This is a genomic window from Streptomyces sp. NPDC058796, assembly GCF_042745235.1.
GTDB lineage: Bacteria > Actinomycetota > Actinomycetes > Streptomycetales > Streptomycetaceae > Streptomyces.
In genome coordinates this window covers 94,087-116,866 of record NZ_JBHYOP010000007.1, presented here as the reverse complement: position 1 = coordinate 116,866, position 22,780 = coordinate 94,087, and the positions used below count along the sequence as shown (strand labels likewise).

At 71.0% G+C, this 22,780-nt stretch carries 22 protein-coding genes; 21 read left to right on the top strand and 1 reads right to left on the bottom strand.

What is annotated here, in order from left to right:
• The first annotated feature begins 13 nt into the window (after nucleotides 1-13).
• The 9 genes from mltG to nusB all read left to right on the top strand — a co-directional run bounded on the left by mltG (nucleotide 14) and on the right by nusB (nucleotide 9,017).
• A complete protein-coding gene (gene mltG / locus ACFW47_RS18850; protein ID WP_386286264.1) occupies nucleotides 14-1,786 on the top strand; it encodes an endolytic transglycosylase MltG in 1,773 nt (590 codons plus the stop codon).
• Nucleotides 1,767-2,603 carry a shikimate dehydrogenase gene (locus tag ACFW47_RS18845; RefSeq protein WP_386286265.1) on the top strand — a complete coding sequence of 279 codons (837 nt, stop codon included), beginning with the start codon at nucleotides 1,767-1,769 and terminating at the stop codon, nucleotides 2,601-2,603. Before mltG ends, ACFW47_RS18845 begins: the two co-directional genes overlap by 20 nt.
• 186 nt (nucleotides 2,604-2,789) lie before the next feature.
• A complete protein-coding gene (aroC, locus tag ACFW47_RS18840; RefSeq protein ID WP_386306386.1) occupies nucleotides 2,790-3,974 on the top strand; it encodes a chorismate synthase in 1,185 nt (394 codons plus the stop codon).
• The gene (locus ACFW47_RS18835) at nucleotides 3,971-4,486 is read left to right on the top strand and encodes a shikimate kinase (protein ID WP_386286267.1); all 516 of its coding nucleotides are present in this window, start codon (nucleotides 3,971-3,973) and stop codon (nucleotides 4,484-4,486) included. Before aroC ends, ACFW47_RS18835 begins: the two co-directional genes overlap by 4 nt.
• Nucleotides 4,483-5,574, top strand: coding sequence for a 3-dehydroquinate synthase (aroB, locus tag ACFW47_RS18830; protein ID WP_217254646.1), 1,092 nt, complete (start codon nucleotides 4,483-4,485; stop codon nucleotides 5,572-5,574). Before ACFW47_RS18835 ends, aroB begins: the two co-directional genes overlap by 4 nt.
• Before the next feature lie 167 nt (nucleotides 5,575-5,741).
• Nucleotides 5,742-6,677 (top strand): Pro-rich N-terminal domain-containing protein, encoded by a 936-nt coding sequence (locus ACFW47_RS18825; RefSeq protein WP_386306385.1) that lies wholly within the window; start codon nucleotides 5,742-5,744, stop codon nucleotides 6,675-6,677.
• A 167-nt stretch (nucleotides 6,678-6,844) separates the two neighbouring features.
• Nucleotides 6,845-7,951 carry an aminopeptidase P family protein gene (locus tag ACFW47_RS18820; protein ID WP_386286269.1) on the top strand — a complete coding sequence of 369 codons (1,107 nt, stop codon included), beginning with the start codon at nucleotides 6,845-6,847 and terminating at the stop codon, nucleotides 7,949-7,951.
• Nucleotides 7,952-8,019: 68 nt separating this feature from the next.
• Nucleotides 8,020-8,586, top strand: coding sequence for an elongation factor P (efp, locus tag ACFW47_RS18815; RefSeq protein WP_386286270.1), 567 nt, complete (start codon nucleotides 8,020-8,022; stop codon nucleotides 8,584-8,586).
• Between the two features lie 2 nt (nucleotides 8,587-8,588).
• Entirely contained in the window at nucleotides 8,589-9,017 is a 429-nt protein-coding gene (nusB, locus tag ACFW47_RS18810) for a transcription antitermination factor NusB (protein WP_386306383.1), read from the top strand.
• Nucleotides 9,018-9,105: 88 nt separating this feature from the next.
• Here nusB and bldD read toward each other — a convergent pair whose 3' ends face one another.
• Nucleotides 9,106-9,609, bottom strand: coding sequence for a transcriptional regulator BldD (gene bldD, locus ACFW47_RS18805; RefSeq protein WP_019325075.1), 504 nt, complete (start codon nucleotides 9,607-9,609; stop codon nucleotides 9,106-9,108).
• A 299-nt stretch (nucleotides 9,610-9,908) separates the two neighbouring features.
• Here bldD and pyrR point away from each other — a divergent pair, with 299 nt between their 5' ends.
• The 12 genes from pyrR (at nucleotide 9,909) to coaBC (ending at nucleotide 22,771) form a co-directional block, all read left to right on the top strand.
• Nucleotides 9,909-10,502 carry a bifunctional pyr operon transcriptional regulator/uracil phosphoribosyltransferase PyrR gene (gene pyrR, locus ACFW47_RS18800; RefSeq protein WP_386286272.1) on the top strand — a complete coding sequence of 198 codons (594 nt, stop codon included), beginning with the start codon at nucleotides 9,909-9,911 and terminating at the stop codon, nucleotides 10,500-10,502.
• Between the two features lie 114 nt (nucleotides 10,503-10,616).
• Nucleotides 10,617-11,597: an aspartate carbamoyltransferase catalytic subunit gene (locus ACFW47_RS18795; RefSeq protein ID WP_164245018.1), complete on the top strand. Its 981-nt coding sequence runs from the start codon at nucleotides 10,617-10,619 to the stop codon at nucleotides 11,595-11,597.
• 4 nt (nucleotides 11,598-11,601) lie between these two features.
• Entirely contained in the window at nucleotides 11,602-12,888 is a 1,287-nt protein-coding gene (locus ACFW47_RS18790) for a dihydroorotase (protein ID WP_386306382.1), read from the top strand.
• On the top strand, nucleotides 12,885-13,460 hold the full coding sequence (locus tag ACFW47_RS18785) for a hypothetical protein (protein ID WP_386306381.1): 576 nt from the start codon (nucleotides 12,885-12,887) through the stop codon (nucleotides 13,458-13,460). The genes ACFW47_RS18790 and ACFW47_RS18785 overlap by 4 nt, the downstream gene beginning before the upstream one ends.
• Nucleotides 13,457-14,599, top strand: coding sequence for a glutamine-hydrolyzing carbamoyl-phosphate synthase small subunit (gene carA, locus ACFW47_RS18780; protein ID WP_386306380.1), 1,143 nt, complete (start codon nucleotides 13,457-13,459; stop codon nucleotides 14,597-14,599). The genes ACFW47_RS18785 and carA overlap by 4 nt, the downstream gene beginning before the upstream one ends.
• Nucleotides 14,592-17,900 (top strand): carbamoyl-phosphate synthase large subunit, encoded by a 3,309-nt coding sequence (gene carB / locus ACFW47_RS18775; RefSeq protein WP_386286277.1) that lies wholly within the window; start codon nucleotides 14,592-14,594, stop codon nucleotides 17,898-17,900. The genes carA and carB overlap by 8 nt, the downstream gene beginning before the upstream one ends.
• A gap of 55 nt (nucleotides 17,901-17,955) precedes the next feature.
• The gene (locus ACFW47_RS18770; RefSeq protein WP_386306379.1) at nucleotides 17,956-19,062 is read left to right on the top strand and encodes a quinone-dependent dihydroorotate dehydrogenase; all 1,107 of its coding nucleotides are present in this window, start codon (nucleotides 17,956-17,958) and stop codon (nucleotides 19,060-19,062) included.
• Nucleotides 19,059-19,907, top strand: a complete 849-nt coding sequence (gene pyrF / locus ACFW47_RS18765; RefSeq protein WP_386306377.1) for an orotidine-5'-phosphate decarboxylase — start codon at nucleotides 19,059-19,061, stop codon at nucleotides 19,905-19,907. Before ACFW47_RS18770 ends, pyrF begins: the two co-directional genes overlap by 4 nt.
• A gap of 232 nt (nucleotides 19,908-20,139) precedes the next feature.
• Nucleotides 20,140-20,463, top strand: a complete 324-nt coding sequence (locus ACFW47_RS18760) for an integration host factor (protein ID WP_003977346.1) — start codon at nucleotides 20,140-20,142, stop codon at nucleotides 20,461-20,463.
• A gap of 49 nt (nucleotides 20,464-20,512) precedes the next feature.
• A complete protein-coding gene (gmk, locus tag ACFW47_RS18755) occupies nucleotides 20,513-21,106 on the top strand; it encodes a guanylate kinase (protein ID WP_386306375.1) in 594 nt (197 codons plus the stop codon).
• 62 nt (nucleotides 21,107-21,168) lie between these two features.
• Nucleotides 21,169-21,441 carry a DNA-directed RNA polymerase subunit omega gene (gene rpoZ, locus ACFW47_RS18750; protein WP_003977348.1) on the top strand — a complete coding sequence of 91 codons (273 nt, stop codon included), beginning with the start codon at nucleotides 21,169-21,171 and terminating at the stop codon, nucleotides 21,439-21,441.
• Between the two features lie 127 nt (nucleotides 21,442-21,568).
• Nucleotides 21,569-22,771 (top strand): bifunctional phosphopantothenoylcysteine decarboxylase/phosphopantothenate--cysteine ligase CoaBC, encoded by a 1,203-nt coding sequence (coaBC, locus tag ACFW47_RS18745; protein ID WP_386306374.1) that lies wholly within the window; start codon nucleotides 21,569-21,571, stop codon nucleotides 22,769-22,771.
• The last annotated feature ends 9 nt before the right edge of the window (nucleotides 22,772-22,780 follow it).

Here is a 22,780-nt window from a genome sequence, read left to right as displayed (position 1 = left end):
CTCTAGGGGATCGATGACTGAGTATGGCCGGGGCCAAGGCTCCGAACCGTGGCATCCGGAGGACCCGTTGTACGGGGACGGCGGATGGGGCGGGCAGCAGACCCACACGGGTCAGCAGCCCCCCTACGGCGGCCAGCCGCAGCAGTATCCGGAGCAGCCGCAGTCGCAGCAGCAGTACGGCGACTGGGGCGACGGCGGCCAGCCCGCATACGGTCACCAGCCGCAGTACGACCAGTACGGGCAGCAGCACCCCGAGCCGCAGTACGACCAGTACGGCCGGCCGCAGTACCACCAGCAGTCCGGAGACCAGCAGCAGTACGACCAGCGGTACGGCGATCAGCAGCAGTACGACCAGCAGTACGGCGACCAGGCGAACCCCCAGCACCAGCAGGGCTACGGCGACGGCGGCTGGGGCTCCGGCGCCCAGCCCCAGGCGCAGTACCCCGCCGACCCGTCGGACCCCTACGGCCAGCAGGCCGCCTACGGCCCGGACCAGCCGGACTACTACGGCACCCCGGAGGCCTATCCGCCGCCGGAACCGCCCACGCGCCGGCGCGCCGAGCCCGAACCGCAGCGGACCGACTGGGACCCGGGCCCCGACGAGGGCGAGCACGCCTTCTTCGCGGGCGGGGACGCCGGGGAGGAAGACGAGACCGCCGACGACGGCCGCGGCGAGCGCAGGACCCGGGGCGGCGGGAAGCCCAAGAAGCGTCGCAACGGATGCGCGTGCCTGGTGGTCTGCCTGGTACTCGGCGGCGGCGTCGCGGGTATCGGGTACTTCGGCTACCAGTTCTACCAGGAACGTTTCGGCGCGGCCCCCGACTACGCGGGCGACGGCAACGGCGAGCAGGTCACCGTGACCATCCCCAAGGGCGCCGGCGGCTCGACGATCGGCCAGGAGCTCAAACGCAAGGGCGTGGTGAAGAGCGTCGACGCCTTCATCGCCGCCCAGCAGAGCAACCCGCGCGGCAAGAGCATCCAGGACGGCGTCTACACGCTGCAGAAGGAGATGTCGGCCGCGAGCGCGGTCGAACTCCTGCTCAACCCCAAGAGCCGCAGCAACCTGATCATCGCCGAGGGCAAGCGCAACGTCGACGTGTACAAGATGATCGACAAGCAGCTCGGCGTGGACGAAGGCACTACGGCCAAGGTCGCCAAGACCGAGTGGAAGAGTCTCGGCCTGCCCGAATGGGCGATGAACCACAAGGACGTGAAGGACCCGCTGGAAGGGTTCCTCTACCCGTCCAGCTACTCGGCGGCCAAGGGGCAGAAGCCCGAGGAAGTGCTGAAGCAGATGGTGGCGCGGGCCAACGAGCAGTACGAGAAGATCGGGCTCGAGGAGAAGGCGGAGGGCCTGGGCCTCAAGGGCCCCTGGCAGTTGCTCACCGTGGCGAGCCTCGTGCAGGCCGAGGGCAAGACCCACGAGGACTTCCGCAAGATGTCCGAGGTCATCTACAACCGGCTCAAGCCCACCAACACCGAGACGAACCAGGAGCTCCAGTTCGACTCGACCTTCAACTACCTGATGGGCCAGAGCAAGATCCGCATCAGCGAGTCCGAGATCAACAGCAACCCGGACCCGTACAACACCTACACCAACAAGGGACTGCCGCCCGGCCCCATCGGCAACCCCGGCGAAGAGGCGCTGAAGGCGGCGCTCGACCCGACGAGCGACGGCTGGATGTACTTCGTCGCCACCGACGGCGTGAGCAAGACAGAGTTCGCCAAGACACACGACGAGTTCCTGAAGCTGAAGGACAAATACAATGCCAGCTCCGGCAACTGACCGTCGCCGGGCCGCCGTTCTCGGTTCCCCGATCGCGCACTCGCTCTCCCCGGTGCTGCACCGCGCCGCCTACGCCGAGCTGGGGCTGGAGCGCTGGGCGTACGACCGCTTCGACGTCGACGAGGCGGCGCTGCCGGGCTTCTTCGAGAAGCTCGGCCCCGAGTGGGCGGGACTGTCGCTGACCATGCCGCTGAAGCGGGCGGTCATCCCGCTGCTCGACTCGATCAGCGAGACCGCCGCCTCCGTGGACGCGGTCAACACCGTCGTCTTCACCGAGGACGGCCGGAAGATTGGCGACAACACGGACATCCCGGGCATGGTCGCCGCCCTGCGCGAGCACGGCATCGAGAAGACCGAGACCGCCGCGATCCTCGGCGCCGGCGCCACCGCCTCCTCCGCGCTGGCCGCCCTGGCCCGGATCTGCACCGGCGAGATCGCCGTCTACGTCCGCAGCGAGGCGCGCGCCGCCGAGATGCGGGGCTGGGCGGAGCGCCTGGAGGCCGATGTGCGGATCGCCGACTGGGCGGACGCCGAGGAGGCGCTGCGCGCCCCGCTGGTCGTGGCCACCACCCCGGCCGGTGCCACCGACGCCCTCGCCGCCGCCGTCCCGGAGATGCCCGCGACCCTCTTCGACGTGCTCTACGACCCGTGGCCCACCACACTCGCCGCCCGCTGGTCCGCGTACGGCGGCGCCGTCGTCAGCGGCCTCGACCTGCTGCTGCACCAGGCGGTGCTCCAGGTGGAGCAGATGACCGGCCGGTCGCCGGCGCCGCTCGCGGCCATGCGCGCGGCCGGGGAACGCGCCCTCGCCGGCTGACCGCCGCGCGGTGCGCCGCGCCCGCTCCCGCCCTGTCCGTCCAGCGGACCGGTTCCGGACCGTACCCGCGGACGTGGGAGGATCGGAGGTGGCGGGCCGGGGCCGCGCACCCGGTCGGGCCGTTGCCGTACGTGGTCAGGACGCGTACGCGAGGCATAACCGGGGCGCGAGCACTGAGGAGCACCGTTGAGCAGGTTGCGCTGGCTGACCGCGGGGGAGTCCCACGGTCCCGCACTCGTCGCGACGCTGGAGGGTCTGCCCGCCGGCGTGCCGATCACCACGGACATGGTGGCGGACCATCTGGCGAGGCGGCGGCTCGGCTATGGCCGCGGTGCGCGGATGAAGTTCGAGCGTGACGAGGTCACCTTCCTCGGCGGTGTCCGGCACGGGCTCACCCTCGGTTCCCCGGTCGCGGTCATGGTGGGCAACACCGAGTGGCCCAAGTGGGAGCAGGTCATGGCGGCCGACCCGGTCGACCCGGAGGTACTGGCCGGCCTGGCCCGCAACGCGCCGCTGACCCGTCCGCGTCCCGGTCACGCGGACCTCGCCGGCATGCAGAAGTACGGCTTCGACGAAGCCCGGCCGATCCTGGAGCGCGCCTCCGCGCGGGAGACGGCGGCCCGCGTGGCGCTGGGCGCGGTGGCGCGGTCGTACCTCAAGGAGACGACCGGCGTGGAGATCGTCAGCCATGTGGTCGAGCTGGCCTCGGCCAAGGCCCCCCAGGGCGTGTACCCGACGCCGGCCGACGTGGAGAAGCTGGACGCCGACCCCGTGCGCTGCCTGGACGCCGACGCCTCGAAGGCGATGGTCGCCGAGATCGACCAGGCCCACAAGGACGGTGACACCCTCGGCGGCGTCGTCGAGGTCCTCGCCTACGACGTGCCGGTGGGCCTCGGCTCGCACGTCCACTGGGACCGCAAGCTCGACGCACGGCTCGCGGGCGCGCTCATGGGCATCCAGGCGATCAAGGGCGTCGAGATCGGTGACGGCTTCGAGCTGGCCCGGGTGCCGGGCTCCCAGGCCCACGACGAGATCGTGAACACGGCCGAGGGCATCCGCCGGGTCTCCGGCCGCTCCGGCGGCACCGAGGGCGGCCTCACCACCGGCGAGCTGCTGCGGGTGCGGGCCGCGATGAAGCCGATCGCCACTGTGCCGCGCGCCCTGAAGACCGTGGACGTCACCACCGGCGAGGCCACGCAGGCCCACCACCAGCGCTCCGACGTGTCCGCCGTGCCGGCCGCGGGCATCGTCGCCGAGGCGATGGTCGCCCTCGTCCTGGCGGACGCGGTGGCGGAGAAGTTCGGCGGCGACAGCGTGACCGAGACGCGCCGCAACGTGCGGTCCTACCTCGACAACCTGGCGATCCGGTGAGCGCCCCGCTGATCGTCCTGATCGGCCCGATGGGGGTCGGCAAGTCCACGGTGGGGCAGCTGCTGGCCGAGCGCCTGGGCACGGGCTACCGGGACACGGACGCGGACATCGTCGCCGCGCAGGGGCGGGCCATCGCCGAGATCTTCGTCGACGAGGGCGAGGCCGCCTTCCGGGCCCTGGAGAAGGAGGCCGTGCGGAGCGCGCTCGCCGAGCACGAGGGTGTCCTCGCCCTCGGCGGCGGTGCGATCCTGGACGCGGACACCCGCGCGCTGCTCGCCGGGCAGCGCGTCGTCTACCTCTCGATGGGCGTCGAGGAGGCCGTCAAGCGCACCGGTCTGAACGCCGCGCGCCCGCTGCTCGCCGTCAACCCGCGCAAACAGTGGCGCGAGCTGATGGAGGCCCGCCGCCACCTCTACGAGGAGGCCGCCACGGTCGTCGTGGCCACCGACGGCCGTACGCCCGAAGAAGTCGCCGAAGCCGCCCTGGACGCAGTGGAGTTGAAAGAAGCATGAGCGAGGCAGTCACCCGGATCCAGGTCGGCGGCACCCCGGGTTCCGACCCCTACGAGGTCCTGGTGGGCCGTCAGCTCCTGGGTGAGCTGGGCGGCCTGATCGGCGCCAAGGCCAAGCGGGTCGCGGTCATCCACCCCGAGGCCCTCGCCGAGACCGGTGACGCGCTGCGCGCCGACCTCGCCGAGCAGGGCTACGAGGCGATCGCCATCCAGGTGCCCAACGCGGAGGAGGCCAAGACCGCCGAGGTCGCCGCCTACTGCTGGAAGGCGCTCGGCCAGTCCGGCTTCACCCGCACCGACGTCATCGTCGGCGTCGGCGGCGGGGCCAGCACCGACCTGGCCGGCTTCGTGGCCGCGACGTGGCTGCGCGGCGTGCGCTGGATCGCCGTGCCCACCACCGTGCTGGCCATGGTGGACGCGGCCGTCGGAGGCAAGACCGGCATCAACACCGCCGAGGGCAAGAACCTCGTCGGCTCCTTCCACCCGCCGGCCGGTGTCCTGTGCGACCTGGCCGCGCTGGACTCGCTGCCGGTCAACGACTACGTCTCCGGACTCGCCGAGGTCATCAAGGCCGGCTTCATCGCCGACCCGGCGATCCTGGACCTGATCGAGGCCGACCCGCAGGCCGCGCGCACTCCCGCCGGACCGCACACCGCCGAGCTGATCGTGCGCTCCATCAAGGTCAAGGCGGAGGTCGTCTCCTCGGACCTGAAGGAAGCCGGTCTCAGGGAGATCCTCAACTACGGCCACACCCTCGGCCACGCCATCGAGAAGAACGAGCGCTACAAGTGGCGCCACGGCGCCGCCGTCTCCGTCGGCATGCACTTCGCCGCCGAACTGGGCCGTCTCGCGGGCCGTCTGGACGACGCCACCGCCGACCGGCACCGCAGCATCCTCGAAGCGGTCGGCCTGCCGCTGCACTACCGCTACGACCAGTGGCCCAAGCTCGTCGAGAACATGAAGGTCGACAAGAAGTCCCGCGGCGACCTGCTGCGCTTCATCGTCCTGGACGGCCTCGCCAAGCCCACCGTGCTGGAGGGCCCCGACCCGGCCGTCCTCCTCGCCGCCTACGGCGAGGTGGGCGAGTAGTACCCCGGCGTACCTTCCGTCCGATTCGCCTTGCGGGGCGGGCACTTCACACCGCCCCCGGCCGTTCACCAAACGACGGCCGGGGGCGGTACCGTTCGGTAGCAGCGGGCGGGCCACCCCCTCCCGCCGTCAGCGCCCATCGCCTGTACGAGACGGAGTGGCACCGGATGCAGCACGCAGTGGGTTCTCCGCTGCCGCCGCCCCCTCAGCCGGGGCACGGACCGGCCGTCGGCTGGTCCCCGGCCGCACACCACCCGGGCCCGCACCAGGGGGCCGCCCCGGTGCCGCCGCCCGTGGCGCCGGGATACCCCGCGCAGGCCCCGCCTCCGCACCCCGTGGCCCCCCAGCAGGCCCCCGCCCCCCAGCAGCCCCCCGCCCCCCAGCAGCCCCCGGGCGCGCACCAGGCGCCAGGGCCGCACCGGGCCGCCCCCGTACCGCCCGCGCCGGACACCACCGGCACCACCGGCCACGTTCCGCTGCCGCCCGGCGCCCCCGTGGCCGTGCCCAGTGTGCCGCCGGCGGCGACGGCCCTGCCCGACCCGGCCTCGGCCACCCTGGCGGTACTGCTCATCGGTCCCGCGGGCGCGGGCAAGACCAGCGTCGCCAAGTACTGGGCGGACCACCGCCGGGTGCCCACCGCGCACATCAGCCTCGACGACGTCCGTGAATGGGTCCGCTCCGGCTTCGCCGACCCCCAGACCGGGTGGAACGAGAACAGCGAGGCGCAGTACCGCCTCGCCCGCCGCACCTGCGGTTTCTCCGCCCGGAACTTCCTCGCCAACGGCATCTCCTGCATCCTCGACGACGCGGTCTTCCCGGACCGCCCGGTCGTCGGCCTCGGCGGCTGGAAGCGGCACGTCGGACCCGGTCTGCTGCCGGTCGTCCTCCTGCCGGGCCTGGACATCGTCCTGGAACGCAACGCCGAGCGCAGCGGCAACCGCCGCCTCACCGACGAGGAGGTCGCCCGCATCCACGGCCGCATGGCCGGCTGGTACGGCTCAGGCCTCCCGATCATCGACAACTCCCAGCTCGACGTGCCGGAAACGGCGAGAGTCCTGGACGAGGTCCTGTCCCGCTCGATAGCGAGCCCGCCTGCCTGGTAGGCGCGGGGGAGTATGCCGGCCAAGGGGCGTGGGGAACTGCGCGACCAGCCCCGACTCGCCGGTGGACGCCACACAACGATCACCCCCGCCCCAGTCGGCGCAACCCGGCATCCCCACTCGGCCTCTCCCGAGCGGCGCCAGGTGAGCGGAGCTCATACGCTCGCCTCATGTCACAGGTGTACGCGGCCCGCCGAACCCGCCTACGAGAACGCTGCAACGCGGGCGGCAGCGCGGCGGCGCTCGTCTCCCGGCCCGCCAACGTGCGCTACCTCGCGGGTACCGCCCCGCACGGTGCCGTGCTGCTCCTGGGCAAGAGCGAGGACCTCCTGGTCTGCTCCGTCCCGCCGGACGACCGGCCCGCCGACGGAAGGCCCGACGACTCACTCCCGGTGCGCACGCTGCCCGGCCCCGGCGGCGACGCGGCCGTCGCGGCCACCGGCCTCGCGGCGGCCCAGGGCGCCGAGTCCCTCGCCACCGAGGACCACCACCTCACCGTGGTCCGGCACCGCGCCATGCGCTCGGTCGCACCGCGCCTGCGCCTGACCGACCTCGGCCAAGCGGTCGAGCAGCTCCGGGTGGTCAAGGACGAGGAGGAGATCTCCTGCCTGCGCATCGGCGCCGAGATCGCCGACCAGGCCCTCGGCGAGCTGCTGGAGTCCATCCTGGTGGGCCGTACCGAGCGGCACCTCGCCCTGGAGCTGGAACGCCGCCTGGTGGACCACGGCGCCGACGGCCCCGCCTTCCCGACGTCCGTCGGCACCGGCCCGAACTCCGGGCGCCGCGGCCACCGCCCCACCGACCGGCGGGTGGAGGAGGGCGACTTCCTCTCCGTCTGCCTGGGCGCCACCTACCGCGGGTACCGCTGCGAGATCGGCCGTACGTTCGTCATCGGAACGTCTCCGGCCGACTGGCAGATCGAGCTGTACGACCTCGTCTTCTCCGCCCAGCGGGCCGGCCGGGAGGCCCTCGCGCCCGGCGCGGCCTGCCGGGACGTGGACCGGGCCGCCCGCCAGGCACTGGATTCCGCCGGGTACGCTGAGCACCTTCCCGCCCTCACCGGTCACGGGGTCGGACTCGAAATCGACGAGGACCCGCAGTTGGCTCCCGCGGCCATGGGTAAACTGGACGCTTGTGTGCCGGTCACCGTCGAACCGGGGGTTCACCTCCCGGGCCGGGGCGGGGTCCGGATCGATGACACGCTCGTCGTGCGCCCCGAGGCGGACGGCGGACCCGAGCTACTCACCATCACGACCAAGGAGCTGCTCGCGCTCTAGCCTTCGCGCTGTGCGCATGCCTGCACCGGGGTCGTCCACGTCAGTCCAGTCCAGGAGATTCCGCAACCGTGGCTTCCACGAACGACCTCAAGAACGGCATGGTGCTCAAGCTCGAAGGCGGCCAGCTCTGGTCCGTCGTCGAGTTCCAGCACGTCAAGCCCGGCAAGGGCCCGGCCTTCGTGCGCACCAAGCTCAAGAACGTGCTTTCCGGCAAGGTCGTCGACAAGACCTTCAACGCCGGCGTCAAGGTCGAGACGGCCACTGTCGACAAGCGTGACATGCAGTTCTCGTACATGGACGGCGACTACTTCGTCTTCATGGACATGGAGACCTACGACCAGCTGCACATCGACCGCAAGGTCGTCGGCGACGCCGCCAACTTCCTGATCGAGGGCTTCGAGGCCACCGTCGCGCAGCACGAGGGCGAGGTGCTCTTCGTCGAGCTGCCGGCCGCCGTCGAGCTGGTCATCCAGGAGACCGAGCCGGGCGTCCAGGGCGACCGCTCCACCGGCGGCACCAAGCCCGCCATCCTGGAGACCGGTCACCAGATCAACGTCCCGCTCTTCATCACCACCGGTGAGAAGATCAAGGTCGACACCCGCACGAGCGACTACCTCGGCCGGGTGAACAGCTAACCGTGGCTGCCCGCAACACGGCCCGCAAGCGCGCCTTCCAGATCCTCTTCGAGGGCGATCAGCGCGGCGCCGACGTCCTGACGGTCCTCGCCGACTGGGTCCGGCACTCCCGGTCCGACACCCGGCAGCCGCCGGTGAGCGAGTACACGATGGAGCTGGTCGAGGGCTACGCCGAGCGCGCCGAGCGCGTCGACGAGCTCATCGCCCAGTACTCGGTCGGCTGGACGCTCGACCGGATGCCGGTCGTCGACCGCAACATCCTGCGCCTGGGCGCGTACGAGCTGATCTGGGTCGACGAGACCCCGGACGCCGTCGTCCTGGACGAGATGGTGCAGCTGGCGAAGGAGTTCTCCACGGACGAGTCGCCCGCGTTCGTCAACGGCCTGCTCGGCCGGCTGAAGGACCTCAAGCCTTCGCTGCGTCGCGACTAGCTCCACGACGTGCCGAAAACGCCGGGGTGGCGGGAACCGAACGGTTCCCGCCACCCCGGCGGCACGTTTCTGCTGAGGCTGCTGCGGCTCAGATGTCCTCGTGGGACGCCACCGCGCGGCGCGCGTCCGCGTCCAGGACGCCCCAGCTGATCAGCTGCTCGGTCAGGACCGAGGGCGACTGGTCGTAGATGACGGCGAGAGTGCGCAGGTCGTCCTGGCGGATCGAGAGCACCTTGCCGTTGTAGTCACCGCGCTGCGACTGGATCGTGGCCGCGTAGCGCTGGAGCGGGCCCGCCTTCTCGGCCGGCACCGTGGCCAGCCGCTCCAGGTCCAGGACCAGCTTCGGCGGGGGCTCGGCGGCACCGCCCGGGGTGGTGCCCGGGAGCAGCTCCTGCACGGGAACGCCGTAGAAATCAGCCAGCTCGGCGAGGCGCTGCACGGTCACGGCGCGGTCGCCGCGCTCGTACGAACCGACCACCACGGCCTTCCAGCGGCCCTGGGACTTCTCCTCGACACCATGGAGGGAAAGGCCCTGCTGGGTGCGGATGGCCCGGAGCTTGGCCCCGAGCTGTTTGGCGTATTCGCTGGACATATGGCTCCCCGGACAAGGTGTCGACGCGGTCTGCACAGGTGCGCACCCGCGCGGCTGGTAACTCACTGTGAGGTTACGCAGCGTTACTCTTGTGCGTCAAGCCGAATGGTCCGCACCGACTCTTCCGTGGTATTCGCCTTCCGTTGCTCCGAACGGGTGGTGACGGGGTGGCGCAAGGGTGACGCGGGAGCGTCCCAGGGGTCGTCGAGACGGTTCTGTGAGCCTGATACCGTGGGTGGCGCACATCCCGACGTCCTTTAAGGTCCGTCCCGTGAGGCGGAGAAGGAGGTCCGTTTCGTATGGACAAGCAGCAGGACGCGCCCTCGGGCGCGCAATCCGATGCGCGGCCCGTTCTCGAAGGCCCCGACATCGCCCGGGTCCTGACCCGCATCGCCCACGAGATCGTCGAACGCGCCAAGGGTGCCGACGACGTGGTGCTCCTCGGCATCCCGACCCGCGGCGTCTTCCTCGCCCGGCGGCTCGCCGACAAGCTCGAGCAGATCACCGAACGCAAGATGCCGGTCGGCTCGCTCGACATCACCATGTACCGCGACGACCTGCGCATGCACCCGCCGCGCGCCCTGGCCCGCACCGAGATCCCCGGTGACGGCGTCGACGGCCGTCTGGTCGTCCTCGTCGACGACGTGCTCTTCTCCGGCCGCACCATCCGTGCCGCCCTCGACGCGCTGGGCGACATCGGCCGCCCGCGCGCGGTGCAGCTCGCCGTGCTCGTCGACCGCGGCCACCGTGAACTGCCCATCCGCGCCGACTACGTCGGCAAGAACCTCCCGACGTCGCTGCGGGAGACGGTCAAGGTCCAGCTCGCCGAGGAGGACGGTCGCGACACCGTGCTGCTCGGTGCCAAGCCGGCCTCCCCGGGCGCCCACCCGTAGCACCCCGCGTACGCGCCCAGCCGTGCCGTACGCCCGCTCGGTGTGCCCGCACGCACGCCCGGCCGCCCGAATTATCCCGCTCTTCCGCATGAATCGCCCTACGGAGCCTGACAGATGCAGCGTCATCTCATCTCGGCCGCCGACCTCACCCGCGACGACGCCGTCCTGATCCTCGACACCGCCGAGGAGATGGCCCGGGTCGCCGACCGGCCGATCAAGAAACTGCCGACCCTGCGCGGCCGGACCGTCGTCAACCTCTTCTTCGAGGACTCGACACGGACCCGGATCTCCTTCGAGGCCGCCGAGAAGCGCCTGTCGGCGGACGTCATCAACTTCACCGCCAAGGGCTCCAGCGTCTCCAAGGGCGAGTCCCTCAAGGACACCGCCCAGACCCTGGAGGCCATGGGAGTCGACGCCGTCGTCATCCGGCACGGCGCCTCCGGCGCGCCCTACCGCCTGGCCACTTCCGGCTGGATCGACGCCCACGTCATCAACGCCGGTGACGGCACCCACCAGCACCCCACCCAGGCCCTGCTGGACGCCTTCACCATGCGCCGCCGCCTGGTCGGCCCCGACGCCGGCCTCGGCAAGGACCTCGACGGCCGCCGCGTCACCCTGGTCGGCGACATCCTGCACAGCCGCGTCGCCCGCTCCAACGTCGACCTGCTGCACACCCTCGGCGCCGAGGTCACCCTGGTCGCCCCGCCCACCCTGCTGCCGGTCGGCGTCGAGACCTGGCCCTGCGAGGTCTCCTACGACCTCGACTCCACCCTGACCAAGTCCGACGCGGTGATGCTGCTGCGCGTGCAGCGCGAGCGCATGAACGCCGCCTTCTTCCCCACCGAGCGCGAATACTCCCGCCGCTACGGCCTCGACGGCGACCGCATGGCGAAGATGCCCGACCACGCCATCGTGATGCACCCCGGCCCGATGGTCCGCGGCATGGAGATCACCGCCGACGTCGCCGACTCCGACCGCTGCACCGTCGTCGAACAGGTCACCAACGGCGTCTCCGTCCGGATGGCCGTCCTCTACCTGCTGCTCGGCGGAGCCGAGCCCGCCGTCACCCACGCCCGCCCCACCGAGGAGAAGTAAGAAGATGAGCAAGACCCTGATCCGCGGTGCGAAGGTGCTCGGCGGCGAGCCGCAGGACGTGCTGATCGACGGCACCGTCATCGAGGCGGTCGGCCAGAACCTGTCCGCCGGGGGCGCCGAGGTGATCGAGGCCGGCGGCAAGGTGCTGCTGCCCGGCCTGGTCGACCTCCACACCCACCTGCGCGAGCCCGGCCGTGAGGACTCCGAGACCGTGCTGACCGGCACCCGCGCGGCGGCGAGCGGCGGCTACACCAACGTGTTCGCCATGGCCAACACCTTCCCGGTCGCCGACACCGCCGGTGTCGTCGAGCAGGTGTGGCGGCTCGGCCAGGAGTCCGGCTACTGCGACGTGCAGCCCATCGGCGCCGTCACCGTCGGCCTGGAGGGCGCCAAGCTCGCCGAACTGGGCGCCATGCACGAGTCCGCGGCCGGCGTCACCGTCTTCTCGGACGACGGCAAGTGCGTCCACGACGCCGTGATCATGCGCCGTGCCCTGGAGTACGTGAAGGCCTTCGGCGGCGTCGTCGCCCAGCACGCCCAGGAGCCCCGGCTGACCGAGGGCGCCCAGATGAACGAGGGCGTCGTCTCCGCCGAGCTGGGCCTCGGGGGCTGGCCGGCCGTCGCCGAGGAGTCGATCATCGCGCGGGACGTGCTGCTCGCCGAGCACGTCGGCTCCCGCGTCCACATCTGCCACCTGTCGACCGCGGGCAGCGTCGAGATCGTCCGCTGGGCCAAGTCCCGGGGCATCGACGTCACCGCCGAGGTCACCCCGCACCACCTGCTCCTCACCGACGAGCTGGTCCGTTCGTACAACCCGGTCTACAAGGTGAACCCGCCGCTGCGCACCGAGCGTGACGTCCTGGCCCTGCGCGAGGCGCTCGCCGACGGCACGATCGACATCGTCGCCACCGACCACGCCCCGCACCCGCACGAGGACAAGGACTGCGAGTGGGCCGCCGCCGCCATGGGCATGGTCGGCCTGGAGACCGCGCTGTCGGTGGTCCAGGAGACCATGGTGGACACGGGCCTGCTGGACTGGGCCGGCGTCGCCGACCGGATGTCCTTCAAGCCCGCCAGGATCGGACAGGCCACCGGACACGGCCGTCCCGTCTCGGCTGGTGAGCCCGCCAACCTCACCCTCGTCGACACGGAATACCGTGGCCAGGTGGACCCCGCGGGCTTCGCCTCGCGCAGCCGCAACACCCCCTACGAGGGGCGTGAGCTGCCGGGCCGTGTGACGCACACGTGGCTGCGGGGCAAGGCCACGCTCGTCGACGGGAAGCTCACGTGACATCTGTAGCACCGGTAATCCTGCTGGCCGCCGAGAAGGAATCGGCGGAAGTGACCGACTGGGCCGCCCGGATCGGCTGGGTCGTCGGCCTCGGCCTGTTCGTCGCGCTCGTCTACTGGCTGATGCGCGAGGGCTGGAAGTGGCGCAGCACGCTCCAGAGCGACCTCCCGGAGCTGCCCAGCGCGCCGGACACCCCCGGCCCGGCGAAACTGACCCTGAGCGGCCGCTACCACGGCTCCACCACCGCCGGGCAGTGGCTGGACCGCATCGTGGCGCACGGCCTGGGCACCCGCAGCCGGGTCGAGCTCGCCCTGACGGACGCGGGCCTGGACGTCGTACGCCCCGGCGCGGACGACTTCTTCGTCCCCGTCGCCGCACTGCGCGAGGCGCGTCTCGACAAGGGCATCGCCGGCAAGGTGCTCACCGAGGGCGGCCTGCTGGTCGTCACCTGGGAGCACGGCGACAAGCTGATCGACTCCGGCTTCCGCTCCGACCACGCGGCCGAGCACAGCGAGTGGGTCGAAACACTGAACGACATGATCAACAAGATGGAAACGGAAGGCGCGCGATGACGACCTCCACCCGGGGAGCCGGCAAGGCTCCCGCCGTACTCGTCCTGGAGGACGGCCGGATCTTCCGCGGCCGCGCCTACGGGGCCGTGGGGGCCACGTTCGGCGAGGCCGTGTTCTCCACCGGCATGACCGGCTACCAGGAGACCCTCACCGACCCGTCCTACCACCGCCAGGTCGTCGTGATGACCGCCCCGCACGTCGGCAACACCGGCGTCAACGACGAGGACATGGAGTCCAAGAGGATCTGGGTCTCCGGCTACGTCGTCCGCGACCCCGCGCGCGTGCCCTCCAGCTGGCGCTCCCGCCGCACGCTGGACGACGAACTGGCCGCCCAGGGCGTCGTCGGCATCTCCGGCATCGACACCCGCGCCCTCACCCGCCACCTGCGCGAGCGCGGCGCCATGCGCGTCGGCATCTTCAGCGGCGACGCCGTCCAGGACGACGCCGCGCTGCTGGCCCGCGTCCAGGAGGCCCCCGAGATGACGGGCGCCGACCTCTCCGCGGAGGTCGCCACCACCGAGGCGTACGTCGTCCCCGCGATCGGCGAGAAGAAGTTCACCGTCGCCGCCGTCGACCTGGGCATCAAGGGCATGACCCCGCACCGCATGGCCGAGCGCGGCATCGAGGTGCACGTCCTGCCCGCCACCGCGACCGTCGAGGACGTCTACGCCGTCAACCCGGACGGTGTCTTCTTCTCCAACGGCCCGGGCGACCCGTCCACCGCCGACCACCCGGTCTCCGTGATGCAGGGCGTCCTGGAGCGCGGCACCCCGCTCTTCGGCATCTGCTTCGGCAACCAGATCCTGGGCCGCGCCCTCGGCTTCGGCACCTTCAAGCTGAAGTACGGCCACCGCGGCATCAACCAGCCCGTGCAGGACCGTACGACCGGCAAGGTCGAGGTCACCGCGCACAACCACGGATTCGCCGTCGACGCCCCGCTCGACAAGGTCTCCGACACCTCTTACGGCCGCGCCGAGGTTTCCCACGTCTGCCTCAACGACAACGTGGTGGAGGGCCTCCAGCTCCTCGACAAGCCGGCCTTCAGCGTCCAGTACCACCCCGAAGCGGCAGCGGGCCCGCACGACGCCGCCTACCTGTTCGACCGCTTCGTGAACCTCATGGAGGGCCAGCGTGCCTAAGCGCACCGATATCCAGTCCGTCCTGGTCATCGGCTCCGGCCCGATCGTCATCGGCCAGGCCGCCGAGTTCGACTACTCCGGCACCCAGGCGTGCCGGGTCCTGAAGTCCGAGGGCCTCAGGGTCATCCTCGTGAACTCCAACCCGGCCACGATCATGACCGACCCGGAGATCGCCGACGCCACCTACGTCGAGCCGATCACCCCCGAGTTCGTCGAGAAGATCATCGCCAAGGAGCGGCCCGACGCGCTGCTGCCCACCCTGGGCGGCCAGACGGCCCTCAACACCGCGATCTCGCTGCACGGCAACGGCGTCCTGGAGAAGTACGGCGTCGAGCTGATCGGCGCCAATGTGGAGGCCATCAACAAGGGCGAGGACCGCGACCTCTTCAAGGAGGTCGTCGAGGAGGTCCGCAAGAAGATCGGCCACGGCGAGTCCGCCCGGTCCTACATCTGCCACTCCATGGACGACGTCCTCAAGGGCGTCGAGGAGCTCGGCGGCTACCCGGTCGTCGTCCGCCCGTCCTTCACCATGGGCGGTGCCGGCTCCGGTTTCGCGCACGACGAGGAGGAGCTGCGCCGCATCGCCGGCCAGGGCCTGACCCTCTCGCCGACCACCGAGGTGCTCCTGGAGGAGTCCATCCTCGGCTGGAAGGAGTACGAGCTGGAGCTGATGCGCGACAAGAACGACAACGTCGTGGTCGTCTGCTCGATCGAGAACTTCGACCCCATGGGCGTGCACACCGGCGACTCGATCACCGTGGCGCCCGCGATGACGCTGACCGACCGCGAGTACCAGGTGCTGCGCGACGTCGGCATCGCGATCATCCGCGAGGTCGGCGTCGACACCGGCGGCTGCAACATCCAGTTCGCGGTGAACCCCGTCGACGGCCGGGTCATCGTCATCGAGATGAACCCGCGCGTGTCGCGCTCCTCGGCGCTCGCCTCCAAGGCGACCGGCTTCCCGATCGCCAAGATCGCCGCGAAGCTCGCCGTCGGTTACACGCTGGACGAGATCCCCAACGACATCACGCAGGAGACCCCGGCCTCCTTCGAGCCGACGCTCGACTACGTGGTGGTCAAGGCCCCGCGGTTCGCCTTCGAGAAGTTCCCGAGCGCCGACTCCACCCTCACCACCACCATGAAGTCGGTCGGCGAGGCCATGGCCATCGGCCGCAACTTCACCGAGGCCTTCCAGAAGGCGCTGCGCTCGCTGGAGAAGAAGGGCAGCCAGTTCACCTTCGTCGGCGAGACGGGCGACAAAAAGGCGCTGCTGGAAGAGGCCGTCCGGCCCACCGACGGCCGGATCAACGCCGTCATGCAGGCCATCCGCGCGGGCGCCACGCCCGAGGAGGTCTTCGAGTACACCAAGATCGACCCCTGGTTCGTCGACCAGCTCTTCCTGATCAAGGAGACCGCCGACGAGCTGGCCGCCGCGCCCGAGCTGACCGCCGACCTGCTCGCCGAGGCCAAGCGGCACGGCTTCTCCGACCAGCAGATCGGCGAGATCCGCGGCCTGCGCGAGGACGTCGTCCGCGAGGTCCGGCACGCGCTCGGCATCCGCCCGGTGTACAAGACGGTCGACACCTGCGCCGCCGAGTTCGCCGCGAAGACGCCGTACTTCTACTCCTCCTACGACGAGGAGACCGAGGTCGCGCCGCGCGAGAAGCCGGCCGTCATCATCCTGGGCTCCGGCCCGAACCGCATCGGCCAGGGCATCGAGTTCGACTACTCCTGTGTCCACGCCTCCTTCGCGCTCAGCGACGCCGGGTACGAGACCGTGATGGTCAACTGCAACCCGGAGACCGTCTCCACCGACTACGACACCTCCGACCGGCTGTACTTCGAGCCGCTCACCCTGGAGGACGTCCTGGAGATCGTCCACGCGGAGCAGCAGGCCGGCCCGGTCGCGGGCGTCGTCGTCCAGCTCGGCGGCCAGACCCCGCTGGGCCTGTCCCAGGCGCTCAAGGACAACGGCGTGCCGATCGTCGGCACCTCGCCCGAGGCCATCCACGCGGCCGAGGACCGGGGCGCCTTCGGCCAGGTCCTCAAGGAGGCGGGCCTGCCCGCCCCGAAGCACGGCACCGCCACGACCTTCGCCGAGGCAAAGGCGATCGCCGACGAGATCGGCTACCCGGTCCTGGTCAGGCCCTCCTACGTCCTCGGCGGACGCGGCATGGAGATCGTCTACGACGAGACCCGCCTGGAGGCGTACATCGCCGAGTCGACCGAGATCAGCCCGTCCCGGCCGGTCCTGGTCGACCGCTTCCTCGACGACGCCATCGAGATCGACGTCGACGCCCTCTACGACGGCGAGGAGCTGTACCTCGGCGGCGTCATGGAGCACATCGAGGAGGCCGGCATCCACTCCGGCGACTCGGCGTGCGCCCTGCCCCCGATCACGCTCGGCGGCTTCGACATCAAGCGGCTGCGCGCCTCCACCGAGGGCATCGCGGCGGGCGTCGGCGTGCGCGGCCTGATCAACATCCAGTTCGCGCTGGCCGGGGACATCCTGTACGTCCTGGAGGCCAACCCGCGCGCCTCGCGCACCGTGCCCTTCACCTCGAAGGCGACCGCGGTACCGCTGGCCAAGGCCGCCGCCCGCATCTCGCTGGGCGCGACCATCGCCGAGCTGCGCGCCGAGGGCCTGCTCCCGGCCAACGGCGACGGCGGCACGCTCCCGATGGACGCGCCGATCTCCGTCAAGGAGGCCGTGATGCCGTGGTCCCGCTTCCGGGACATCCACGGCCGCGGCGTCGACACGGTCCTCGGCCCGGAGATGCGCTCCACCGGCGAGGTCATGGGCATCGACACCGTCTTCGGCACGGCGTACGCCAAGTCGCAGGCCGGCGCCTACGGCCCGCTGCCCACCAAGGGGCGTGCGTTCATCTCGGTCGCCAACCGCGACAAGCGCTCGATGATCTTCCCGGCCCGGGAGCTGGTCGCCCACGGCTTCGAGCTGATGGCCACCTCCGGCACCGCCGAGGTCCTCAAGCGCAACGGCATCAACGCCACGGTCGTGCGCAAGCAGTCCGAGGGCACCGGCCCGAACGGTGAGAAGACCATCGTCCAGCTCATCCACGACGGCGAGGTCGACCTCATCGTCAACACCCCGTACGGCACCGGCGGCCGCCTCGACGGCTACGACATCCGTACGGCGGCCGTGGCCCGCTCCGTGCCGTGCCTGACGACGGTCCAGGCGCTGGCGGCGGCGGTGCAGGGCATCGACGCCCTCAACCACGGAGACGTGGGAGTGCGCTCACTCCAGGAACACGCGGAATTCCTGACCGCGGCCCGCGACTAGCAGTCAGCCCCGAGGGGGACACCGGAAACGGTGTCCCCCTCTTCACGAGGACACCATGTACAAGACCTTCTTCTCCCTCGTCTTCAAGCGGATGGACCCGGAGCGCGCGCACCACCTCGCCTTCCGCTGGATCCGCCTCGCCGTCCGCGTCCCCGTCCTGCGCACCTTCGTCGCGGCGGTGCTGGCACCCCGCTACGAGGAGCTGCGCACCGAGGCATTCGGCCTGCGCATGCACGGCCCCTTCGGGCTGGCCGCCGGCTTCGACAAGAACGCCGTCGCCGTCGACGGCATGGCGATGCTGGGCTTCGACCACGTCGAGATCGGCACCGTGACGGGGGAGCCGCAGCCCGGCAACCCCAAGAAGCGGCTGTTCCGGCTGGTGAGCGACCGCGCGCTGATCAATCGCATGGGCTTCAACAACGACGGCTCCCTGACCGTCGCCGCCCGCCTGGCCTCCCGCACGCCCGTGTTCAAGACGGTCGTCGGCGTCAACATCGGCAAGACCAAGGTCGTCCCGGAGGAGGAGGCCGTCGGCGACTACGTGAAGTCCGCCGAACGCCTCGCCCCGCACGCCGACTACCTGGTCGTCAACGTCTCCTCCCCGAACACGCCCGGACTGCGCAACCTCCAGGCGACCGAGGCGCTGCGCCCGCTGCTGACCGCCGTGCGCGAGGCGGCGGACCGCGTGGTCACCACGCGGCGCGTCCCCCTGCTGGTCAAGATCGCGCCGGACCTCGCCGACGAGGACGTCGACGCGGTCGCCGACCTGGCGGTGGAGCTGGGCCTGGACGGCATCATCGCCACCAACACGACGATCGCCCGCGAGGGCCTCGGCCTGACCTCCTCGCCGGCCCTGGTCCGGGAGACCGGCGGCCTGTCCGGCGCCCCGCTCAAGGAGCGCTCCCTGGCGGTCCTGCGCCGCCTCTACGCGCGCGTGGGCGACCGGATCACCCTGGTGGGCGTCGGCGGCGTCGAGAGCGCCGAGGACGCCTGGCAGCGCATCCTGGCCGGGGCCACGCTGGTCCAGGGCTACAGCGCGTTCATCTACGAGGGCCCCTTCTGGGGCCGGGCCATCCACAAGGGGCTCGCCGCGCGCCTGCGGCAGAGCCCGTACGCCACCCTCGCCGACGCGGTCGGCGCCGACGTGAGGAAGTCCCGATGACCGGTATGACCGAGCAATTCGGTGCGCGCCTGCGCCGTGCCATGGACGCACGCGGGCCGCTGTGCGTGGGCATCGACCCGCACGCCTCCCTGCTCGCCGAGTGGGGTCTGAGCGACGACGTGGCCTCTCTGGAGCGCTTCAGCCGCACCGTGGTGGAGGCCGTGGCCGACCGGGTGGCCGTCCTCAAGCCGCAGAGCGCCTTCTTCGAGCGCTTCGGCTCGCGCGGTGTCGCGGTGCTGGAGAAGTCGGTCGAGGAGGCGCGGGCGGCCGGCGCGCTGGTCGTCATGGACGCCAAGCGCGGTGACATCGGCTCCACCATGGCCGCGTACGCCGAGTCCTTCCTGCGCGAGGACGCGTCCCTGTTCTCGGACGCGCTGACCGTCTCGCCGTACCTCGGCTACGGCTCCCTGAAGCCCGCCGTCGACCTGGCGCGCGAGAGCGGCGCGGGCCTGTTCGTGCTGGCGCTCACCTCCAACCCGGAGGGTGGCGAGGTCCAGCACGCGGTGCGGGCCGACGGGCGGAGCGTCGGGGCGACAATGCTGGCGCACCTGGCGGCCGAGAACGCAGGGGAGGCACCCCTGGGCTCGTTCGGCGCGGTGGTCGGCGCCACACTCGGCGACCTCTCGTCGTACGACCTTGACGTCAACGGTCCCCTCCTCGCCCCGGGCATCGGTGCCCAGGGCGCGACGCCGGCCGACCTGCCCCGGGTGTTCGGAGCGGCGGTGCGCAACGTCGTGCCGAATGTCAGCCGGGGTGTCCTTCGTCACGGTCCCGACGTGACCGCGCTGCGGAACGCGGCGGACCGCTTCGCCGACGAGGTCAGGACCGCGGTGGCAGCCGCCTAGGCTTCCAGACCCTGGATACATCCTCAAATCCGAGGCAGTATGTCTGAAATGTCTGGCCTGACGGAGGCTGACCAGGACTTTTCCGCCGTTCTCGCTGACTCTGGCGGACTTGACCGCTAGTCTCCGTCGAGAGTCAACGGGCAAGCGTGTTGCTCGCGACTCCCCAGGTGTGGGGCGACTAGGTTCCTCACCGGTCCGTATCCGACAGTTCGACATCCGAGGTGACGTAGGCGTGGCTCTTCCGCCCCTTACCCCTGAACAGCGCGCAGCCGCGCTCGAAAAGGCCGCCGCGGCTCGCCGGGAGCGGGCCGAGGTCAAGAATCGACTCAAGCACTCCGGCGCCTCCCTCCACGAGGTCATCAAGCAGGGCCAGGAGAACGACGTCATCGGCAAGATGAAGGTCTCCGCCCTGCTCGAGTCCCTGCCGGGCGTGGGCAAGGTCCGCGCCAAGCAGATCATGGAGCGGCTCGGCATCTCCGAGAGCCGCCGCGTGCGCGGCCTCGGCTCCAACCAGATCGCCTCCCTGGAGCGCGAGTTCGGCAGCACCGGCAGCTGAGTCAGAAGCTGAGTCCGGACCACTGCGGAACAACTGGAATAATCGCCGCATGGCTGCAACATCCCGGGGGACGCCCCCCGTACCCCCGGAATCACGTCCGCGGCTGACCGTGCTCTCCGGCCCCTCGGGGGTCGGCAAGAGCACGGTCGTCGCCCATATGCGCAAGGAACACCCCGAGCTCTGGCTCTCGGTGTCGGCGACGACCCGCAAGCCCCGTCCCGGCGAGCAGCACGGAGTCCACTACTTCTTCGTCACCGACGAGGAGATGGACAAGCTGATCGCCAACGGCGAGCTGCTGGAGTGGGCCGAGTTCGCCGGCAACCGCTACGGCACGCCGCGAGCGGCCGTGCTGGAGCGCCTGGAGGCGGGTGAGCCGGTGCTGCTGGAGATCGACCTCCAGGGCGCGCGGCAGGTCAGGGAGTCCATGCCGGAGGCCCAGCTCGTGTTCCTGGCCCCGCCCTCCTGGGAGGAGCTGGTGCGCAGGCTCACCGGCCGGGGCACCGAGCCGCCGGAGGTCATCGAGCGCCGCCTCGCCGCCGCCCGGGTCGAGCTGGCGGCCGAGCCGGAGTTCGACCAGACCCTGGTGAACACCTCCGTCGAGGACGTGGCGCGCGAGCTGCTAGCCTTGACGAACGTCGTGTGATCGTTACTGGTCACCCAGCGGTCATCCTGACTGAATCTTTCCCATCCATCGGAAGGTAGAGCGTGTCCTCTTCCATCTCCGCGCCCGAGGGCATCATCAACCCGCCGATCGACGAGCTCCTCGAGGCCACGGACTCGAAGTACAGCCTCGTGATCTACGCGGCCAAGCGGGCCCGCCAGATCAACGCGTACTACTCGCAGCTCGGCGAGGGTCTCCTCGAGTACGTCGGTCCGCTCGTCGACACCCACGTCCACGAGAAGCCGCTCTCGATCGCCCTGCGCGAGATCAACGCGGGTCTGCTGACCTCCGAGGCCATCGAAGGCCCGGCGCAGTAACACCGGCAGTAGTATTTTCAGCCTGAAGCTGACTTGTCCACAGGCCCGGCAGCCCGACTGCCGGGCCTGTGGTGTGTGATGGGTCGTACGCGCTGCCCGAGCGCGTTATCCGAGCCGGGGAGAGACGGTGGACAAGCCCAAGGTCGTTCTGGGGGTCAGCGGCGGGATCGCCGCGTACAAGGCCTGTGAGCTGCTGCGCAGGCTCACGGAGTCAGGGCACGAGGTCCGCATCGTCCCCACCGCCTCCGCGCTGCACTTCGTCGGCGCCGCCACCTGGTCCGCCCTGTCCGGCAACCCGGTGGCGACCGAGGTGTGGGACGACGTCCACCAGGTCCCGCACGTCCGCATCGGCCAGCACGCCGACCTCGTCGTCGTCGCCCCGGCCACCGCCGACATGCTCGCCAAGGCCGCCCACGGCCTCGCCGACGACCTCCTCACCAACACCCTGCTCACCGCCCGCTGCCCCGTGGTCTTCGCGCCCGCCATGCACACCGAGATGTGGGAGCACCCGGCCACCCAGGAGAACGTGGCGACGCTCCGCCGCCGCGGCGCCGTCGTCATCGAGCCGGCCGTCGGCCGCCTCACCGGCGTCGACACCGGCAAGGGCCGGCTGCCCGCCCCGGGGGAGATCTTCGAGGTCTGCCGCCGGGTGCTCGCCCGGGGCGTGCGCGAGCCGGACCTCGCCGGACGGCACGTCGTGGTCAGCGCCGGCGGCACCCGGGAGCCCCTCGACCCGGTCCGGTTCCTCGGCAACCGCTCGTCCGGCAAGCAGGGCTACGCCCTGGCCCGCAGCGCCGCCGCGCGAGGTGCCCGCGTCACCCTCGTCGCGGCCAACGCGACACTGCCGGACCCGGCCGGCGTGGACGTCGTCCCGGTGGGCACCGCCGTGGAGCTGCGCGAGGCCGTGCTGCGCGCCGCGGCCGACGCCGACGCCGTCGTCATGGCCGCGGCGGTCGCGGACTTCCGCCCGGCTGCGTACGCCTCGGGGAAGATCAAGAAGAAGGACGACCAGGAGCCCGCACCGATCGCCCTGGTGCGCAACCCGGACATCCTCGCCGAGATCGCGGGCGACCGGGCGCGCCCCGGCCAGGTGATCGTCGGCTTCGCCGCCGAGACCGACGACGTCCTCGCCAACGGACGGGCCAAGCTGAAGCGCAAGGGCTGCGACCTGCTCGTGGTGAACGAGGTGGGGGAGCACAAGACCTTCGGTTCGGAGGAGAACGAAGCGGTCGTCCTCGGTGCCGACGGCAGCGAGACCCCGGTGGCACACGGTCCCAAGGAAGCACTGGCCGAAACCGTGTGGGACCTCGTGGCGGAACGGCTCGGCTGAATGACTCAT

Excerpts from the sequence above, each read along its gene's own strand:
- mltG (WP_386286264.1), top strand. The coding sequence starts at position 14 with ATGACTGAGTATGGCCGGGGCCAAGGCTCCGAACCGTGGCATCCGGAG.
- ACFW47_RS18845 (WP_386286265.1), top strand. The coding sequence starts at position 1,767 with ATGCCAGCTCCGGCAACTGACCGTCGCCGGGCCGCCGTTCTCGGTTCC.
- aroB (WP_217254646.1), top strand. The coding sequence starts at position 4,483 with ATGAGCGAGGCAGTCACCCGGATCCAGGTCGGCGGCACCCCGGGTTCC.
- ACFW47_RS18825 (WP_386306385.1), top strand. The coding sequence starts at position 5,742 with ATGCAGCACGCAGTGGGTTCTCCGCTGCCGCCGCCCCCTCAGCCGGGG.
- ACFW47_RS18820 (WP_386286269.1), top strand. The coding sequence starts at position 6,845 with ATGTCACAGGTGTACGCGGCCCGCCGAACCCGCCTACGAGAACGCTGC.
- bldD (WP_019325075.1), bottom strand. The coding sequence starts at position 9,609 with ATGTCCAGCGAATACGCCAAACAGCTCGGGGCCAAGCTCCGGGCCATC.
- pyrR (WP_386286272.1), top strand. The coding sequence starts at position 9,909 with ATGGACAAGCAGCAGGACGCGCCCTCGGGCGCGCAATCCGATGCGCGG.
- ACFW47_RS18795 (WP_164245018.1), top strand. The coding sequence starts at position 10,617 with ATGCAGCGTCATCTCATCTCGGCCGCCGACCTCACCCGCGACGACGCC.
- ACFW47_RS18790 (WP_386306382.1), top strand. The coding sequence starts at position 11,602 with ATGAGCAAGACCCTGATCCGCGGTGCGAAGGTGCTCGGCGGCGAGCCG.
- carA (WP_386306380.1), top strand. The coding sequence starts at position 13,457 with ATGACGACCTCCACCCGGGGAGCCGGCAAGGCTCCCGCCGTACTCGTC.
- ACFW47_RS18770 (WP_386306379.1), top strand. The coding sequence starts at position 17,956 with ATGTACAAGACCTTCTTCTCCCTCGTCTTCAAGCGGATGGACCCGGAG.
- pyrF (WP_386306377.1), top strand. The coding sequence starts at position 19,059 with ATGACCGGTATGACCGAGCAATTCGGTGCGCGCCTGCGCCGTGCCATG.
- gmk (WP_386306375.1), top strand. The coding sequence starts at position 20,513 with ATGGCTGCAACATCCCGGGGGACGCCCCCCGTACCCCCGGAATCACGT.